Below are 14626 nucleotides of genomic sequence, written 5' to 3' on the forward strand. Positions count from 1 at the left end.
AGGCCGGATGTGTAAGTGATGAAAGTCATTTAGCTGACCGGTACTAATAGCTCGTTTGCTTATCTTTTTAAGCATTACTTCCTTGTTAAAGGTATTAGAAATCCTTTAACAATATGGTAAAAGATTTATTAAACTTGATGACTTTTTGCAGTGTTAAAAAAGCAAACTTACAAAGTTTCCTTTTTTAACACTGTCCGTGACTATACAGATGAGGAAACGCCTTGCTCCATACCGAACCAAGAAGCTAAGCTCATCATGGCTGATGATACTCTCCGTTACTCGGATGTCGGGAAAGTAGGTCGTTGCGGACTTTGTTTTATTCTTTATGCTTTTTTAAATCAATTAAAATTTTATGTCAATCAAATTTTAAATCAATTATAGGGCAGTATTTTGCAGAATTTTAAAATTTAAGCGGAATTTTGCCTTAAATTTTGCTGGATTGCTTCGAGTTTTTTGGCGCTTGTTGTCAAGTTTCTAGCTCGTCATTGTGGTATAATGCTAGTTTTGATGAAAATCAAATTTTAGAATTGAAAGCAAAAAATGAAAAGATTGTTTTTATGTTTTTTTATGATTTTTGCCGTGTTTGTAAATGCCAAAAACGCTCCATATGCCGAAAATCTGAGCGCCCAAAACTCAGATTGCAATGCTAGTGGCGCGCAGGTTTGCGAGCTGGTAAATATGGCGTTTTCTATGATTTGCCTAAAAGATAATCTTGGTGGCGAAAATTTAAACAAATGCCATGAGGCGATACGATCGTGGGTGGATAGGGTCGGTGATAAAAATGTCTCTTATCATTTTGGAAATTTGGGCCTCAATGAAATTTGGTGCAACGAGCACGGCAAAGCTTTGGCTTGCGCGAGGCTAAGCGAGGCGTATTATTATGGCAAAGGCGTGGAGCGCGATGAGGCAAAAGCCAAAGAATTTGCCCAAAAAGCCTGCGATTTGTGGCATGAAATCGCGTGCTTTATCGCTGGGGTCTATGCAGATCGCAATAAAACCAGAGCCAAATATTATTTTGGCAAATCTTGCGACCTTGGCTATGCACCCGCCTGCGATGAGTATAAAAAACTAAAAAAATGGTGATAAGTTTATATTTTGTAATGAAAAATGAAATTTATCTAGGAGCCGTAAGCGAATTTATAAATTTAAATTTACTCGTTGCCTAAATTTTAAAATTCAAAAGTAAGTTTAAATTTGTGAATTTAAATAAATTCGGTGGGCAAGGATGCCCGCCTTGCTGTGCTGACATAGTTTTAATTTACAAAAATATTATTTGAAAGGGAAGTATGATTTTAAGAATTATTGACAAACTTATTTTTGACAAACCGATAGATTTTTTATATAAATTTATCTTTTCTAAATCAGAAAATAAATTTGTGAAATTTATAGATAAAATTCTTAGTAAAGAATATAGTAAAACTGAACTTCAAAGTTTTAGTAGTATGAATATTATACTTGCTTTTGTGCTTTTTTTCTTTGCATTTCACGGGCTTGGATTTTTAAGTGCTTCTTATATGAAAAAACCACCACACAAATTAGAAGAAATGCAAATGCTAACGGGGCAAATCATAAAAGTCAATAATAAAGTAGTCGGAAAAGAAGACCATAGAAGAATTGAATTTTTAGATACAAATAATACAACTCATATTGTATTTTATGGCAATGGTATATACCACACATACGATGATTATTTACGATTAGTTGGGAAAAATATAAAAATTTGGTTTCCTACACAAGAACCAGATATGAGATTAATAGAACAAATTCAATATGCAGATAATGATAAATATTTTTTTAAGTATAAATACGATGGTCGTATGGAGTATTACGATTATATAACTTCCGATTATTACAGAAACACTTATAAAAAATGGGGCGGTGGAGCTTTGGCTCTTTTGATTTTACAAATAACTTTAACAATTTTAATAAAAAGGAGATATAAGTCTCTTTCTGGAAAATTTTAGTCGAACTTATCTGATAATAGTTTGTTAAATTGCATTTTTAAAATTTTGGCCTCAACGATACTGCGCAATTTTTCAATTAACTTCTTTTTTATAATTAAAAATAAAATTTATCAGTATCATCGCCACGAGAGCTTCTATCAGCGAGGCGACAATCATTGCGTAATAAATCTCTTTGCTTATGAAATTTGCCTCGAAAAACAGCGTCGCAGTCGCGATCAAAAGTGTCAGTGGCATTGAGAGGCTAAGCGCAAAAAGCGCGCCTGCTCGCGCGTGCAGTATCTCCCAAAACACCCCAGCGCACAAAATTCTCGTAAAAATCATTATCCCAGCTAGCAGCAGGCAAAATTTCAAAACCCCGGGCATTAGCAGTGCGTCCAGCTCGACCGCCGCGCCTGTGTGTATGAAAAATATCGGCACGATAAAACCAAAGCCAAATGACGATAGCTTTGGCACGAGACCCTCTTTGTGCGAGAAAAATGTCGGCAAAAACGCCCCCGCGATGAAGGCCGCGATAAAGATTTCGATATCTAGCCACGACGCGCTCGCGCAAATTAGGCAAAAAATCGCCATAGCAAATCGTATGTCTTTTTCGTTTTTGTCATAATGTGGCATGATTATGGTTTTTAGGCTTGGATACCACCAAAACACCATTTCTAGGGACTTAAACACTAGCGCGATTGCGCCGATAAATCCCACAAGCGAGCCGATTTTAAGCAGCATGCTTGCTCCAAAGCCATCTTTTAGGTAAATCCCCACCACGCTAAGGGCTACGATGCTCACTATCTCGCCAAGCACGCCTACTAGCATGGCTAGATTGAGCCACTCTTCGTCCTTGCCGTAGTCCTTATACAGCGTCGAGAGCAGTCCCACGCTCATAAGTGGCACGGCGATGATGATTAAATTTGGCAAATCAAAAATCGCTACCAAAATCGCGCCCAAGATATAAAGCAGGGTCAAAAACAGAAGCGATTTTTTTAAAATTTGGCGTGAAATTTTAAACAAAAAGCGAAAATCCACCTCCGCACCAGCCAAAAACATAAGGTAATAAAACCCGATTTTAGAGGCGAAATCAAAGGTAGGATTGGCATAAAGCAGGCCCAAATTTCCAGCGATTATGCCTAGGATTATCTCTGTGGGCGAGACTGGGATTTTTAGCACTTTGGCTAGATACGGCGAGGTAAATATAAAAAATCCTAGTGTGATTAAAATTAAAATTTCGCTCATTTTGGTTAAATTTCGAAATTTAGCCACGCCAAATTTGGCAATGGCTAAATTTGTTTATTCGATTTCCTCTTTAAATTTACATTTCGGACACTCGGCGAAATTGCCTTTTTTCAGCTCTTTTCGCACCATGTAGGTGTTTTTGCACTCAGGGCATTTGCGCGAAAGCACGGCGTAGTTGCTCACAAAATCGCACTTTGGATAGTTCGAGCAACCATAAAATTTCCCCCTGCGCGAAAATCTCTCGACCACATCGCCTTTGGCGCATTTTGGGCAGATTACGCCGGTGCTGGTGGCCTTTTTGGCTGGGGCTTTGGCAGCGCCTTCGATTTGGCGAGAGTATTTGCATTTCGGATAGCCCTCGCACGCGATAAACTCGCCAAAACGCCCAGCGCGCTTGACTAACTCTTTGCCACATTGTGGGCATTTCTCGCCGATTTTTTCAGGCTCAGATTTGCTTGCCTCATCTGCGCTCTCGCCTAGATTGCGAGAGTATTTGCATTTCGGATACCCCTCGCACGCGATAAACTCGCCAAAACGCCCAGCGCGCTTGACTAACTCTTTGCCACATTGTGGGCATTTCTCGCCGATTGGTTCGGAGATTTTTTGGCTAGCGATTTCGCTCTTGCCTTTGGCGATTTCGTCCATAAATGGGTAGTAAAAATTCGCCAAAATTTCTTGCCAATCAGCCTTATTTTCGGCGATTTCGTCGAGTTTTTCTTCCATTTTGGCGGTGAAGTTGCTATCAACGATATTTTTAAAATGCCCCTCCAAAACCTCGGTGATTTTAAAGGCGACCTCGGCTGGGATTAGCTGTTTTTTGTCGATTTCGACATATTTTTTCGATGTTAGAAGCGTGATAGTTGGCGCATAAGTGCTTGGTCTGCCAATGCCTAGGCTTTCTAGCTTTTTAATCAAACTAGCTTCTGAATACCTAGCTGGCGCTTCTGTGAAATGTTGTTCGCTTCCTAGGCTTTCAAGCTCCATTTTATCGCCTTTTTTAAGCTCAGGCAAAATTTTATCCTTATCCAAATCGCCATAAACCTTGTAAAATCCGTCAAATGTAACCTTGCGCCCGCTTATGCGAAATTCAGCTCTCTCTCCGCAAATCGTGATTGTTTGGATATCTGAGGTAGAAGCACTCATTTGGCATGCGATGAAACGATTATAAATCAGTGTATAAAGCCTAGCTTCGTCGCGTGGGAGCGTGGCCTTTGCCATTTGTGGCGTAAAGGCTATGTTTGTAGGGCGAATCGCCTCGTGGGCTTCTTGTGCGCCTTTGGATTTGGTGGTGTAAATGTTTGGCGATTTTGGCAGATACTGCGCACCATAGGTTTTTTCGATCATATCGCGTGCGGCAGCGACGGCCTCTTTGGCTAAATTTAGACTATCTGTTCTCATATATGTAATCGCACCGCCAAAATTCGTATTCACGCCCTCATACAGGCTCTGGGCTAGGCTCATAGTCTTGCGCGGATTAAAGCCAAGGCTAGTTGAGGCTGCTTGTTGAAGCGTGCTTGTCATAAACGGCGCGCTTGGGGCTGTTTTGCGAGATTTACTCTCAATCGCGCTAACGCTAAATTCTTCGCTTTTTAAAATTTTTAGAATTTTATCGGCCTGGGCTTTTGTTTTTATGGATAGTTTTTCCATTTTTTCGCCGTTAAATTTGACAAATTCGGCTTCTAACTTTTTCTTAAAAACAGCGTCTATGCTGTGGTATTCTACCGGCACAAACGCCCTTATTTCGCGCTCTTTATCGACAATGATTTTTAAAGCCGCGCTTTGGACGCGCCCCGCGCTTAGCCCTCTTTGGATTTTGGTGTTTAGTAGCGGACTTAGCTTGTATCCTACTATGCGATCTAGCAAGCGACGCGCTTGTTGGGCATTTACGCTATTCATATCGAGCGTGCGTGGTGAGTTTATGGCGTTATCAATCGCGCTTTTTGTGATTTCGTGAAATACAATGCGAGGCAGGCTGGTTGGGGCTTTGCCGATTGATTCTGCGATATGGTATGCTATCGCCTCTCCCTCTCTATCCTCGTCGGTTGCTAGGTAAATTTGACCTGCTTTTTTGGCTAAATTTTTTATCTGCGACACGATTGCTTCGTGGTCCGCGCTGGTTTCGTATTCGGGGCTAAATTTGTTGCCGTCGATTTTAATGCCAAATTTTTTCTGCGGAAGGTCGCGGATATGACCTTTGCTAGCGATTACTTCGTAATCTTCGCCTAAAAATTTTTTTATCGTTTTGGCTTTGGCTGGTGATTCAACTATGACTAAATTTTTCATATTTCTCTCTTATTTTAAAATTCTTGGTAGCGTAATGCCCTCTTGGGCTTGGTATTTGCCCTTTTTGTCGGCGTATGTTACTTCGCACGGCTCATCGCCTTGTAAAAACAGCACCTGCGCGATTCCCTCGTTTGCGTAAATTTTGGCTGGAAGCGGGGTTGTGTTTGAGATTTCGATTGTGATATGCCCCTTAAATCCCGGCTCAAAAGGCGTTACATTTACGATGATTCCGCACCTTGCGTAAGTGCTTTTGCCTAGACAGATTGCAAGCACATCAGAGGGCATATTAAAATACTCGATTGTGCGAGCCAGTGCGAAAGAATTTGGCGGGACGATACAGATATCGCCTACGAAATCCACGACATTTTTTTCGTCGAAATTCTTAGGATCGACGACCGTGCCACCGATATTTGTGAAAATTTTAAACTCATTTCCCACTCTGATATCATATCCGTAGCTTGATACGCCATAGCTCACCACGCCACGCCCCACTTGCTCCTCGGCAAATGGCACTATCATAGCGTGCTTTTGCGACATTTCTCTAATCCATTTATCACTTTTTAGTCCCATATTTATCCTTAAACTGAAAAATTTTTCGCGCATTATAGCAATAAAATTCCACGATTTACAAATTTGGTGCTATAATTCAAATTTAATTTTGCAATTAATTGCATAAATTTATCAAATTTTAAGGAGATAAGATGAAAATCTTAGGCAAATTTGCGTTCGCTGCGCTTTTTATCGCTTCATCATTAGTTGCGGCTAAACCAAATATCTACATTTTGGCCACAGGTGGCACAATCGCTGGTGGAGGTGATAGCGCTGTTAGCGGTGATTACACATCAGGCACAAAAACTGTCGATGAATTGCTAGCTGCTGTTCCTCAAATCAACGACATTGCAAATGTCAAAGGTGAGCAAATTTCACAAATCGGCTCACAAGAGATGAACGATGAAGTTTGGCTAAAACTAGCAAACCGCGTAAATGAGCTACTTACGAAAAACGATGTCGATGGCGTAGTCATCACTCACGGAACTGACACTATGGAAGAGACAGCGTATTTTCTAAATTTGGTTGTAAAAACTAAAAAACCTATCGTAATGGTTGGTGCGATGAGATCTGGCACTTCATTAAGCGCAGATGGCCCGCTAAATATCTTTAACGGCGTAAATGTCGCAATCAACCCAAGCGCTCGCGAAAAAGGCGTAATGGTCGTAATGAACGATGAAATTCACGCTGCACGCGAAGTAACTAAAACAAACACAACTGCTGTGGATACATTTGCTTCACCAAACGCTGGCAAAATCGGCACCGTAAATTACGGAATCGTAAATTTCTATATGAATCCACTTCGCAAACACACAGTCGATAGCGTGTTTAACATCAAAGATGTAAAAGAGCTTCCTCGCGTTGATATTTTGTTCGCTCACGCACAAGATGTCGCTGATTTCGTTGAAACTGCTGTTGCAAACGGCGCCAAAGGTATCGTGCTAGCTGGTATGGGTAATGGAAATCCTTTCCCAACCGTCGAAGCTGCGCTTGCAAAAGCTAGCGAAAATGGCGTTGTCGTAGTTCGCGCTTCTCGCACAGGTTCTGGCTCAACAAGCGTTGGCGCAGAGGTTGATGACGCAAAATACGGCTTTTTAACAAGCGACAACCTAAACGCTGCCAAAGCTAGGGTTTTACTACAACTTGCCCTTTCAAAAGGTCTAGACAAAGCGAAAATTGCTGAAATTTACGCTACTCATTAATAACTCTTGGGCGCAGATTTTGCGCCCTTTTTTAAATTTTACTCAATTTCAAATTTCACAAAATTTCGCCAAATTTAAATTTAATGTAAGAATTAACTAAATTTAGGTAAAATGCGCCTTTGGAATTTCTATTTTTAGGAGAAATAAATGAAACAAGAAGATATTAAGGAATTGATGACTTTCTTCGACGAAAAATCATCTCTGAGCAAGATTAAAATTAAAAACGACGATTTTGAAATCGAAATTAAAAAATTCGGCGCAGATATCGAAACCGGCGCAGCATGTGCCACACCTGCACCGCACGCCCCAGCTGCTGTGCCAGCTGTAAATGTCGTCGTAGGCGATTCTCACGCAGCTAGCAAGGCTAGCATGGATACTATTGATAGCCCTATGGTTGGCACTTTTTACAAGGCTGCAAGTCCGGGCGCAAACCCATTTGTAAGCGCTGGTCAAGTCGTGCATAAAGGCGATACTATCGGCATTATCGAAGCGATGAAGATTATGAACGAGGTCGAGGCTGAGTTTGATTGTCGTATCATCAAATCGCTAGTAGAGGACGGACAGCCAGTAGAATACGCTATGTCGCTATTTGAGGTTGAAAAGCTATGAAAGAGCTAAATAAAATTCTTATCGCAAATCGCGGTGAGATAGCACTTCGCGCACTTCGCACTATTCAGGAAATGGGCAAAAAGGCTATTGTCGTGCATTCAACAGCCGATCAAGACGCACTTTATGTCAAATACGCTGATGCTGCGATCTGCATAGGTGGGCCGCGCTCGACTGATAGCTACCTAAATATCCCCGCAATCATCACAGCATGCGAGCTGACAGAGGCTGATGCGATTTTCCCTGGTTATGGATTTTTGAGCGAAAATCAAAATTTCGTCGAAATTTGCGCTAAACACGGTATTAAATTTATCGGCCCAAGTGTCGAAGCTATGACGCTAATGAGTGATAAAAGCAAGGCTAAGCAAGTAATGATGAGAGCTGGAATCCCAGTAGTGCCAGGATCAGATGGCGCGATTGCCGATGTCGAGGCTGCACGCAAACTAGCCAAGGAAATCGGCTATCCTGTCATCATCAAAGCAGCCGCTGGTGGTGGCGGACGCGGTATGAGAGTGGTCGAGAGAGAAGAGGATTTAGAAAAGCTTTTTTGGTCGGCTGAGAGCGAGGCTATGAGCGCGTTTGGCGACGGGACAATGTATATGGAAAAATACATCACAAATCCGCGCCATATCGAGGTTCAAGTCATCGGCGACGAGCACGGAAATGTCCTACATGTGGGCGAGCGCGACTGCTCTATGCAACGCCGCCACCAAAAGCTAATCGAAGAGAGCCCGGCGGTGATACTCGACGAAGAAACCCGCGCCAAGCTCCTAGAAACAGCCGTTCGCGCGACTAAGGCGATTGGTTATGTCAGCGCAGGAACATTTGAGTTTTTATACGACAGCAAGGATAAGAATTTTTATTTCATCGAAATGAATACGCGCTTGCAGGTCGAGCATACGGTCAGCGAAATGCGCTCAGGACTTGATCTGATCGAGCAAATGATAAGGGTAGCCGAGGGACACAAGCTCCCTAGCCAAGACGAGATTAAATTTAGCGGACATGCGATTGAGTGCAGAATCACAGCCGAAGATCCGAAAAGCTTCATGCCAAATCCGGGCAAAATCACTCGCTACATAGCACCTGGCGGACGCAATGTGCGTATGGATAGCCATGTGTATGAGGGATACAGCGTGCCGGCGTTTTATGATAGTATGATTGGCAAGCTCATCGTGCATGACAAAGACAGACTTCGCGCGATTTCTAAGATGAAAATCGCATTATCCCAGCTCGTCATCGGCGGTATCAAATCGACCCGCGATTTCCACATCGCAATGATGAACAACCCTGATTTTATCAACAACGACTACGATACAAACTATCTGTCAAAACACTAAAATTCTAAATTTAGCCCATGAATTTGGGCTAAATTTAGTTAAATTATTTATTTTTATTTCCTTTCATTAAACATGTAAGTTATTATAAAAACAAACACGCAAATCGGTGCAACCAAAAAACTAAATAATCCTATAAGGGTATTTATGTATTCGCTATTGCCATATAAATACTTTGTTGCAACAAAATACAAAAAACCAACATACAAAATTATCAATGATAAATTTTCAATGCAAAAAACTATCACACTTAATTTTGGATTTTTTATAAATAAATTGCTGTATTTGAATTGTTTATATCTAGCATAAAAATATTTAACAAGATAAATACAAACGAACAAGGCTATAATTAGATTAATAGTAATTCTTATTGCAACACTATCACTAATCAATAACAATATCATAGATACTAATGCTCCCGCCAAATAACCAAATACTAAAATTAATGGGAAAAATAATATATATCTGATATTTCTACAAATTCTGTATTTTTGTTTCAAATTCACAAAACGCACCCATTTCACTTTTTAAAAATTTTATTTTGCTTTAAATAAGCCATTTCGGCTAACAGCCCAAATTCCGTAATGTTTTGCTCTAATGTATTCATTAGATTTCTCCTTTATTAAAAATTTTTGTATTTTTATCTGAGATAGATACGATAGTCAAATAAATTTGAAAAATCAAAACTCCATTTTTTCATATCGAAGACTTTTTCTATCTCTTGTATTTTGCCACATACTTTATTCGTAAATTGGTAATCATCGGCAAAATGTGGCATTAATATTTCAGGGAAAATAAAAGTCGCTTCATTATTTCTAATATACATTTTCCAAAAAGCTATTTCTTTTTCTGTTTTATTTTCTACAATAGATACATTTACGATATGATAAAAAGCATTTTCAAATAAACTATCAGAGATTTTTTCACTTTTATTTATTATTATAGAATAGTTGTAATTTTTGATAATATCTCTATCTTTTTCCACTTCATTGCGTTTTGTTATTTTGAATTTAGCTTCTTCAATAGCCTTTTTATTTTTCCTATAAAAATCGAATTGAGCTGATTTATCGGCGTGTAAATTTTGATATTGCGAAATTAAATTTATATATTGTTTATAATCTGATGAATTTGTATCAAATTCTTTTTGTATTATTTCGCCGTAACAATTAACAGCCATTTTTTCAACATGAATTCCGTCCAACATAGCTTCATCGAATTCCCCGCATAATTGACCATTATAGAGTATTTCATCTTTATCGCTACTATTGATTTTGACATATACACTTTTTGGATATTCTACAATTTTATCAATCTTTGATTTAGGCTCTATTTGGCAATATTTATTTGCGATAATCCTAGTAGGAACGACATCGTAAAACGGCACCAAAACACATAAGGCAACAGATATAGCCACTGCTTTATTGCTTTTTGAAACTGCACCCACAATAACGCATATTATAACGCTTACTACTACATAAGCGGCAAATACAAAAGTTATAATTATTCCCATAATTTTCCTTTCAGGTTGTATTGGTTATCTGTGATACCGAATTTTTTAAATTTACAAATTTTGCAAGTTGAGAATTGATTACTCATCTTTTATCCTTTTCATTAAAATTTTTGTTTATTAAATTTTTTTCTAAAATTTTTAAAATTTCATCGTTGCTATAACCACATAATTCGCCAGTTTGTTCTGTCTCGACAGATAACATTTTTGTTATAAAAGAGTTATACGGTATAAAATATTCATATATTTTTGCAATTAAATTATTATTGTAAAATACATTTTGTCTATGATATAATCCACCTGAACCATCTAATTTACCATATATTCTTTCAATGCTTATATTGCTATCATAATTAAAAGGCAATGCGTTTCCCCATCTATGATAATCGCTCTCTTTTATCTCATAATCATCACTTACGATTTCAATCTTAAAATCCTTTTTAATGTTGCACTCGTATCTAAATTTAAGCATTTTAAACCCGTCAAATACAAATCCATAAGTGAAAAACAAAACTATTAAAGTAGTTATAAATTGCGTTTTTTTGAGTAAGTATATTTTCTTTTCGGATTTTTCTATATCTCCTGCTCTTTTTGCTTTTCTTTGAATTCCAAATTCATATTTATCTATGATAAATAATAAAAATAGAGTTAAGAAAAACACAAACACAAAAAATCCAAAGAAAATAAAAAGCAAAAATAAGATGATAAAAAATACTTTTGCAAATTTGTTTATTTGCGAATTTGCGATATATCTTATACACAACGCACAAGCAAATGCCACAATTAAATTAACAATTAAAATATCCATATAATTCCTTTATATTTTTTGGCAAATTCAAATTCGGTCAGTATTGCCGATACCGAATTTATTAAATTCACAAATTTAAACTTACTTTTGAATTTCAAGCTCGTAGATTGCCACGCAAGCAAGCTTGCTCGCAATGACAAATCAAGGGCTAGGGAATTTCTCTGAATCGCCACAAAATATTTCGCAAATTTTGCCGATGACAAAACGGGCGAAATTTACTCCAAAACCTCGTCTAATCGCACGAACTCAAAGCCATCTTTAACCAAAATTTTAAGGCCCCCCACCACGCCTGCGCCACTTGGCTTTTCGGGGTGGTTTGCGTGAGCGATGATGATGTCGCCACCGCGCGCACTAGACACAGCGGTGCGCGCCCCTTCCGCGCTCATTGTAGCCCCAGCGTCGCCTAGCACGCTAAATCCCACGGGCGTGTATCCCATATCATAAATCTGCGCCACGGCAAGCTCGTCGTAATACGCCGTGCCTGAGCGGTAAAATTTCGGGCGCGCGCCAGTAAGCCTTGCGATTAATTCCGCGTTTCGCGCGATTTCATCATATAGTTCGCCAGCATTTGCCGTGCCCTTTATGCCGTAAATGCTAGCCCCATTTAGCGAGGCTGGGGAGTGTGCGGTGCCATGATTTTCGATTTCGAAATTTGGATTTTGGCGCAAACGCTCGAATTTTTGCGGGAATTTCTCTATCCAGCGCAAATTTACAAAAAATGTCGCTTTCAGGCTGTGTTTTTCTAAAAATCCCACGATTCGCTCGTCCAAATCGTCCGTTTTACTTCCGCACAGATCGAGCGTGAGGGCGATTTGTTTTTTATCGGTTTTGAAATTTTTAATCACGCCCTGCAATTCCTCGCCCCAAAGGCTAGGCTTTGCGTCAGAGTATTTTTGCAAAATTTGCTCTTTGGTCAAATTTTCGCCCTGCGCGCCACACAAAACCCCCAAAGCGCAGATAAAAATTAAAAATTTTTTCATTGATTTCCCCTGTAAATTTGGCTAAATTTTGGCTAAATTTAAAAAGGGGCAAATTTTGAAATTCGCTAAATTTCGAAATTTTACCCCAAATTTGCGCTTAAATTTTGTTTATTTTTGCGCCAAAATGTCGCCAAGCACCTTTGCGGCGTGGTCTTTGGCTTTGACAGATTTATAGACTTTTTCGATTTTGCCGTCTTTGCCGATTAGAAATGTCGAGCGCACGATCCCTAGATACTCGCGCCCGTAGTTTTTGCGCACTTGAAGCACGCCGTAAGCCTTGGCGACTTCGCGTTCGTGGTCGCTTAGCAAGATATGGCGCAGGCTTTGCTTGGCGATGAAACCTGCGTGTGATTTGGTGCTATCTGGGCTAATGCCTATAATTAGGGCGTCCTCGGCGATAAATTTATCCCAAAGCTCGCTAAATTCGCACGCCTCAGTGGTGCAACCGGGCGTATTATCCTTAGGATAAAAATACAAAACGACCCTTTTGCCGATAAAATCGCTTAGGCGAATTTGCACTCCATCGGCGTTTTCTAGGGCGAAATTTGGCGCCATATCGCCCTTAGCAAGCGTGATTTTGCGCGCTAAATCCTCTGCGCTAAATGTAGTCTCAGCCATTTTGCGCCTTTTTTCGTATATCTGCGACGCTTTCGCCACCGAAATAGAAATTCTCAGCCTCGTCGTATTCAAATTTGACGACCACGCGACTTGGCACCTTGCCTAGGTTTTCGACCATTGTTTTGGTGATTTCACCAGCGATTTTGTCTTGCAACTCCTTGCTTGGGGCTGGTTTGGTTAGGTGGATATTGATGATTGGCATTTTTACTCCTTTATAAAATAATTTCCGTCAAAACTGATTAGCGAATATTTTCGCTCATCTCCTAGCGCGTCGACAAGCTCATTTATGCTTAGAAATGTCAGGCTGTCTGCGCCGATATACTCGCGCACCTCTTCGGTGCTTTTGTTTGCGCTGATTAGCTCGGCGTAGCTTGGTGTATCTATGCCGTATCTATCTGGGTGCTTGATTTCTGGGCTTGCGATACACATGTGAATCTCCCTCGCCCCAGCGTGGCGCAGAAGCTCGACGATTTTTTTGCTCGTGGTTCCGCGCACGATACTATCGTCGATGACGACTATGCTTTTGTCTTTCAAAACCTCGCTCATAGGGTTTAGTTTGAGTTTGACCTTTAAATTTCGCATTTCTTGCGTCGGCTCGATAAAGGTGCGCCCCACATAGTGATTTCTCACAATCGCTAGCTCAAAAGGCACCCCGCTTGCGCCTGAGTATCCCAAAGCTGCTGGCACGCCACTATCTGGGACAGGGACGACAAAATCAGCTTTGATGTCTTTGCATTTTTCGGCTAAAACTGCGCCTAGTTTTTTGCGGATATTATAGACATTTTTGCCCTCGACCGTGCTGTCTGGGCGGGCGAAATATATGTATTCAAACGCGCAAATTCTAGGATCAACCTCTTCGAAAATTTGAAGCGATTTTATCTCGTCTTTGCCCTCTTCAAAAATCACCATTTCGCCGGGTTTCACATCTCGTATAAACTCCGCTCCCACCAAATCAAAGGCGCATGTTTCGCTCGCTACGATATATCCGCCATCATTTAGTCTTCCGATACTAAGAGGCCTTACGCCGTGCGGATCGCGCAGGGCAAACATTTTGCTACGACTTAAAATCAAAAGCGAATACGCCCCAGCGCATTTTTTCACAGCCTCGATTATGCGGTTTTGCAATTTTTTTTCTTTGCTTCTAGCGATTAAATGCAAGATATTTTCTGTGTCCATATTTGACTGAAATATCGCTCCCTCGGCGATTAGCTCAGATCTAACGCTATCTTTGTTTATCAAATTTCCATTATGCACGATTGAAATTTCGCCTAGGGCGTATTTAGCGGAGATTGGTTGCGCGTCGTGGATACTCTCGTTGCCTGCTGTGGAGTAGCGATTATGACCGATTGCGCTATTTCCCTTTAAAATTTCAAGGGCTTGTGGGGTGAAAATTTTGGTTACTAGCCCTTGACCTTTTACCGTGTTTATATGGTGGTTGTGATTAGCGCTTACTCCGCTTGCCTCTTGGCCTCGGTGTTGCATCGAAAATAGCCCATAAACCGCCGTTTTAGCCGCATTGGCTGAATTTATAACTCCTACTATCGCGCACAT

The 14626-nt window shown here is 40.3% G+C and carries 14 protein-coding genes and 1 rRNA gene; 6 read left to right on the forward strand and 9 right to left on the reverse strand.

Features of this window, described 5'->3' with window-relative positions; translation table 11 throughout:
- The first annotated feature begins 192 nt into the window (after positions 1-192).
- From rrf to OFO10_RS06180, 3 genes are all read left to right on the forward strand, one after another.
- Positions 193-311 (forward strand): 5S ribosomal RNA (rrf, locus tag OFO10_RS06170).
- Positions 312-540: 229 nt separating this feature from the next.
- Positions 541-1083: a tetratricopeptide repeat protein gene (locus OFO10_RS06175; RefSeq protein ID WP_270866513.1), complete on the forward strand. Its 543-nt coding sequence runs from the start codon at positions 541-543 to the stop codon at positions 1081-1083.
- Between the two features lie 203 nt (positions 1084-1286).
- Complete coding sequence (locus OFO10_RS06180; protein WP_270866514.1) at positions 1287-1964, forward strand: hypothetical protein; 678 nt, start codon at positions 1287-1289, stop codon at positions 1962-1964.
- A 72-nt stretch (positions 1965-2036) separates the two neighbouring features.
- Here OFO10_RS06180 and OFO10_RS06185 read toward each other — a convergent pair whose 3' ends face one another.
- From OFO10_RS06185 to dcd, 3 genes are read right to left on the reverse strand one after another with little or no spacing between them, the layout of a single operon-like run.
- Positions 2037-3188, reverse strand: coding sequence for a cation:proton antiporter (locus tag OFO10_RS06185; RefSeq protein ID WP_270866515.1), 1152 nt, complete (start codon positions 3186-3188; stop codon positions 2037-2039).
- A 54-nt stretch (positions 3189-3242) separates the two neighbouring features.
- A complete protein-coding gene (gene topA / locus OFO10_RS06190) occupies positions 3243-5471 on the reverse strand; it encodes a type I DNA topoisomerase (protein ID WP_270866516.1) in 2229 nt (742 codons plus the stop codon).
- Between the two features lie 9 nt (positions 5472-5480).
- Positions 5481-6041 carry a dCTP deaminase gene (dcd, locus tag OFO10_RS06195; protein ID WP_270866517.1) on the reverse strand — a complete coding sequence of 187 codons (561 nt, stop codon included), beginning with the start codon at positions 6039-6041 and terminating at the stop codon, positions 5481-5483.
- 131 nt (positions 6042-6172) lie between these two features.
- Between dcd and OFO10_RS06200 the strand changes: the two genes are divergently transcribed.
- The 3 genes from OFO10_RS06200 (at position 6173) to OFO10_RS06210 (ending at position 9165) form a co-directional block, all read left to right on the forward strand.
- Complete coding sequence (locus OFO10_RS06200) at positions 6173-7222, forward strand: type II asparaginase (protein ID WP_270862513.1); 1050 nt, start codon at positions 6173-6175, stop codon at positions 7220-7222.
- Positions 7223-7369: 147 nt separating this feature from the next.
- A complete protein-coding gene (accB, locus tag OFO10_RS06205; protein ID WP_270859945.1) occupies positions 7370-7831 on the forward strand; it encodes an acetyl-CoA carboxylase biotin carboxyl carrier protein in 462 nt (153 codons plus the stop codon).
- Entirely contained in the window at positions 7828-9165 is a 1338-nt protein-coding gene (locus OFO10_RS06210) for an acetyl-CoA carboxylase biotin carboxylase subunit (protein WP_270866518.1), read from the forward strand. The genes accB and OFO10_RS06210 overlap by 4 nt, the downstream gene beginning before the upstream one ends.
- A gap of 637 nt (positions 9166-9802) precedes the next feature.
- Here the strand turns inward: OFO10_RS06210 and OFO10_RS06215 are convergent.
- The 6 genes from OFO10_RS06215 to purF all read right to left on the reverse strand — a co-directional run bounded on the left by OFO10_RS06215 (position 9803) and on the right by purF (position 14626).
- Positions 9803-10672, reverse strand: a complete 870-nt coding sequence (locus OFO10_RS06215; protein WP_270866519.1) for a hypothetical protein — start codon at positions 10670-10672, stop codon at positions 9803-9805.
- An 82-nt stretch (positions 10673-10754) separates the two neighbouring features.
- Positions 10755-11477: a hypothetical protein gene (locus tag OFO10_RS06220; protein WP_270866520.1), complete on the reverse strand. Its 723-nt coding sequence runs from the start codon at positions 11475-11477 to the stop codon at positions 10755-10757.
- A 215-nt stretch (positions 11478-11692) separates the two neighbouring features.
- Positions 11693-12457, reverse strand: a complete 765-nt coding sequence (locus OFO10_RS06225; protein WP_270866521.1) for a polysaccharide deacetylase family protein — start codon at positions 12455-12457, stop codon at positions 11693-11695.
- A gap of 108 nt (positions 12458-12565) precedes the next feature.
- The gene (bcp, locus tag OFO10_RS06230) at positions 12566-13033 is read right to left on the reverse strand and encodes a thioredoxin-dependent thiol peroxidase (protein WP_270866603.1); all 468 of its coding nucleotides are present in this window, start codon (positions 13031-13033) and stop codon (positions 12566-12568) included.
- A gap of 34 nt (positions 13034-13067) precedes the next feature.
- Positions 13068-13277, reverse strand: a complete 210-nt coding sequence (locus OFO10_RS06235; RefSeq protein WP_270866522.1) for a tautomerase family protein — start codon at positions 13275-13277, stop codon at positions 13068-13070.
- A gap of 2 nt (positions 13278-13279) precedes the next feature.
- The gene (purF, locus tag OFO10_RS06240; RefSeq protein ID WP_270866523.1) at positions 13280-14626 is read right to left on the reverse strand and encodes an amidophosphoribosyltransferase; all 1347 of its coding nucleotides are present in this window, start codon (positions 14624-14626) and stop codon (positions 13280-13282) included.

This window comes from Campylobacter sp. VBCF_06 NA8, assembly GCF_027737825.1.
Lineage (GTDB): Bacteria > Campylobacterota > Campylobacteria > Campylobacterales > Campylobacteraceae > Campylobacter_B.

Bases quoted from the DNA above. Each gene is read 5' to 3' on its own strand.
- OFO10_RS06225 (WP_270866521.1), bottom strand. From the start codon at position 12,457: ATGAAAAAATTTTTAATTTTTATCTGCGCTTTGGGGGTTTTGTGTGGC.
- purF (WP_270866523.1), bottom strand. From the start codon at position 14,626: ATGTGCGCGATAGTAGGAGTTATAAATTCAGCCAATGCGGCTAAAACG.
- OFO10_RS06180 (WP_270866514.1), top strand. From the start codon at position 1,287: ATGATTTTAAGAATTATTGACAAACTTATTTTTGACAAACCGATAGAT.
- dcd (WP_270866517.1), bottom strand. From the start codon at position 6,041: ATGGGACTAAAAAGTGATAAATGGATTAGAGAAATGTCGCAAAAGCAC.
- accB (WP_270859945.1), top strand. From the start codon at position 7,370: ATGAAACAAGAAGATATTAAGGAATTGATGACTTTCTTCGACGAAAAA.
- OFO10_RS06215 (WP_270866519.1), bottom strand. From the start codon at position 10,672: ATGGGAATAATTATAACTTTTGTATTTGCCGCTTATGTAGTAGTAAGC.
- OFO10_RS06220 (WP_270866520.1), bottom strand. From the start codon at position 11,477: ATGGATATTTTAATTGTTAATTTAATTGTGGCATTTGCTTGTGCGTTG.
- OFO10_RS06235 (WP_270866522.1), bottom strand. From the start codon at position 13,277: ATGCCAATCATCAATATCCACCTAACCAAACCAGCCCCAAGCAAGGAG.
- OFO10_RS06210 (WP_270866518.1), top strand. From the start codon at position 7,828: ATGAAAGAGCTAAATAAAATTCTTATCGCAAATCGCGGTGAGATAGCA.
- topA (WP_270866516.1), bottom strand. From the start codon at position 5,471: ATGAAAAATTTAGTCATAGTTGAATCACCAGCCAAAGCCAAAACGATA.
- OFO10_RS06185 (WP_270866515.1), bottom strand. From the start codon at position 3,188: ATGAGCGAAATTTTAATTTTAATCACACTAGGATTTTTTATATTTACC.
- OFO10_RS06175 (WP_270866513.1), top strand. From the start codon at position 541: ATGAAAAGATTGTTTTTATGTTTTTTTATGATTTTTGCCGTGTTTGTA.
- OFO10_RS06200 (WP_270862513.1), top strand. From the start codon at position 6,173: ATGAAAATCTTAGGCAAATTTGCGTTCGCTGCGCTTTTTATCGCTTCA.